The organism is Frankia sp. CoWAU3 (genome assembly GCF_977971855.1).
Genome location: NZ_CDWWXB010000312.1, coordinates 1 through 2,959 on the forward strand (window position 1 = coordinate 1; position 2,959 = coordinate 2,959).

Sequence of the window (2,959 nt, forward strand, 5' to 3'; positions counted from 1 at the left end):
GTGAGTCGATGTCGCGGATCGCCCGGCGGATGTACGAGAACCTCGCGATCGAACGCAAGCTCGAAAAGGCCGGGGTGGCGTTGCTGGCGTGGAACGAGCCGATCAAGGTCGGTGGGCCGCGGGCCGGGCAGATCCTGCACCGGCGGATCAACCAGTCCGTCGCCGAGCACGAGGTCTGGAACACCCTCGAAAGCAGCTGGGGTGGGCTGTGCACCCACGTCCGGGACGGCTGGAACATCGGCAAACCGCCCTACGGCTACCGGGCGCGCAACTACCGGCACCCGAACTCGGCCAAGGCCGACCGAGGGGCGACCAAGACCCGCCTCGAACCCGACGGGGCACGCGGCGAGACCGTCACCCAGATCGCCCATTGGCGCTACTACCGTGGGCTCGGCTATGGGGCGATCGCCGAGGCCCTCAACGCAGATCTGGAGCGTTACCCGCCGCCCGAGCCGGTCGGCGGGGCCTACCGGGCGCGCGGGGCGTGGTCGAAGTCGACGGTGGCCGATCTGCTGCGTAACCCGAAGTACACCGGCTACCAGGTGTTCAACCGCAGGGCGAGCCGCTCACGGCACGGGGCGGTCAACGGGCCGGAGAAGTGGGTCTGGTCCGAACAGCCCGTGCACGAACCGCTGATCCCGAAATGGATGTTCGACGAGTTCAACGCCCACCGCCAGTCCCGGCGCGGCTCCCGGCAGCACGACGACCTCAACGCCCATCCCGCGACGAAGCGGACGTATGTGTTCCGGGGCATGGTCCACTGCACCTGTGGGCGGCGGATGTTCGGCAACGTCCGTGAACCCGGCGCGCCCGTCTGGTACATCTGCTGGCCGAAAGCGAACAACCGAGGCCGCGACGACAAGCTCGCCGACCACCCCAAGACCGTCCGCATCCGCGAAGACGTCCTCGAAGCCGCGATCACCGACTTCTACACCGAACGCGTCTTCGGCCGTAGCCGGGTCGCCCTGCTGGCCGCCGAACTCGCCAGTTTCGACGACCGCGCGACCCAGGAGCGGGCGGCCGAACGGAGCAGGCTCCGCAAGAAGATCGACGACCTTGGACGGCGGCAGGACAACCTGCTCCGCCAAGCCCAAGACGGTGATCCCGATGACCCGTTCACTCAGGGACTGCGAGCCACCTACAACCAGCTCGACACCGAGCGCAAGACCGCCCTTGCGAAGATCAAAGAACTCGACACGGCCGACGACGCCGAACCCGACCGGCCAGGCCCCGACAGCCTCACCCTCCTCGACGCCCTACCGACACTCACGCTCAAGCTCGACAAGGCACCCGAGGCACTACAGCGACGCCTCTACGAGATCACCCAGCTCACCGTCCACCTCGATCACGAGAAGCAGGAGGTACAGATGATGATCAAAATTCCGGTCAGCGACCTCGACACGGTCGCCGATCTCGCGGAAGTGGCCGCCAACACCCCCGCACCGCGTACGACAACCACCCGGCACCTTCACCGCGTGGATGCAGTACGTGCCCCAGGCAGGAATCGGACCTGCGGCCTACCGCTTAGGAGGCGGTCGCTCTATCCACTGAGCTACTGGGGCCGGCGAGGGACACCGGGTCTGGCTCGTGCAACAGATCATACGGGGCCGCGGAGCAGCCGGCCCGAGGAGACACCGTGGATCCCGATCGGCAGGGGCATCCGCACACCGTCCACAGCCCGCCGGCACGCTCGATCTACCGCAACGACCGATTATTACCGAAGGCTAATGACCGCCATCGAGGACCGTGGCCGCCCGGCACTGTGTACCGGCGCAGCGCGATCAGCCGAACTGCTCGGCCATCTCGACGAGTTCCTTGCATTTCGGACAGATCGGGAAACGCGAGGGGTCCCGCACCGGTTCGAACTTGTAGCCGCACAACGCCGTAACCCGGCCACCCTCGATGGACGCGCGAACGATCTCCTCACGACGAGCGTAGTGAGAGTGATCGTCACCTTCGTCCGTCTGGGTGTTCGATGTCTCGGGCGCGATCTGAGTCGTGCTCATGGCGTCGAGTCTAGTGCCGCGGGCGCCGATGCCGGCCCTGGGTGCAAGCCCGCGCGCGGGACGGGTGCCGCACGAGGACACGCCGCCGAACCGAGGCCATACCCGCCGGACCGAGGCCATGGAACACGTCGTGGAACACCGACCCCGGTCCGGGGGAAGGGGCCGACGAGACATCGAAACCGGCCAGCCGGCATGGTCTTCGGGGGGCAGATGGCTCTTGTGAGTCCCAGGCTGAGCGTACCCTGGAGAGGACGAAGGAGACCGGTGACTGGATTGATCGACAGTACCGAGATGTACCTCCGAACCCTGTACGAGCTGAGGGAGGAGGGCATCCCCCCGCTGCGCGCGCGTCTGGTGGAGCGCCTGCATGTCAGCGCGCCGGCCGCGAGCGAGTCGACGGCTCGTCTGGCCAACGAGGGGCTGGTGTGCCTCGCCGACGACCGGACCGTGCAGTTCACGGAGAAGGGCCTGCTGCGGGCCACCGCCGTCATGCGCAAGCACCGCTTGGCCGAGCTGCTGCTCACGAAGGTCATCGGGTTGGACTGGGCGCTGGTACACAACGAGGCCTGTCGGTGGGAGCATGTAATCTCCGACGAGGTCGAGGCGCGCCTCAGCGTCCTGCTCGGCGATCCGAAGCGCTGCCCGTTCGGTAACGAGATCCCGCCTTCCCAGCAGCACCCCACCACGGCACGGCCGGCTTCCGCCCCGGTGAGCCTACTGGCGTCGGCCGACCTCGCCTCGTCCGGCGGTGGCAGGCCGGTCACGGTGAGCTGGATCTCCGAGCGGTTGCAGACGGACGAAAGCATCATGCGCCGGCTTCAGGACGCCGCGATCGTCCCCGGTGCGCAGATCACGCCGGGCTCCCGCGGCAACCTGATCCACATCGTCACTCCCAACGGCCAGACCGACGCGGAGATCAGCCGTAGCACCGCGGCTCTCGTTTACGTCGACCG

2 protein-coding genes, 1 tRNA gene and 1 pseudogene are annotated in these 2,959 nt (G+C 67.5%); 2 read left to right on the forward strand and 2 right to left on the reverse strand.

Translation table 11 applies throughout. The features are described 5' to 3' along the window. Window positions 1–29: 29 nt before the first annotated feature. Window positions 30–917, forward strand: a pseudogene (locus AC08ON_RS17730) (recombinase family protein); the annotation flags it as partial. 572 nt (window positions 918–1,489) lie between these two features. Here AC08ON_RS17730 and AC08ON_RS17735 read toward each other — a convergent pair. Together AC08ON_RS17735 and AC08ON_RS17740 are read right to left on the reverse strand one after the other, a co-directional pair. Continuing rightward, window positions 1,490–1,562: transfer RNA gene (locus tag AC08ON_RS17735), tRNA-Arg, on the reverse strand. A gap of 219 nt (window positions 1,563–1,781) precedes the next feature. Beyond that, window positions 1,782–2,180, reverse strand: coding sequence for a DUF3039 domain-containing protein (locus AC08ON_RS17740; protein WP_476617402.1), 399 nt, complete (start codon window positions 2,178–2,180; stop codon window positions 1,782–1,784). Between the two features lie 36 nt (window positions 2,181–2,216). Between AC08ON_RS17740 and AC08ON_RS17745 the strand changes: the two genes are divergently transcribed. Beyond that, window positions 2,217–2,959 (forward strand): metal-dependent transcriptional regulator (locus tag AC08ON_RS17745; protein ID WP_476617403.1); only part of this gene is annotated, 743 nt, incomplete at its 3' end.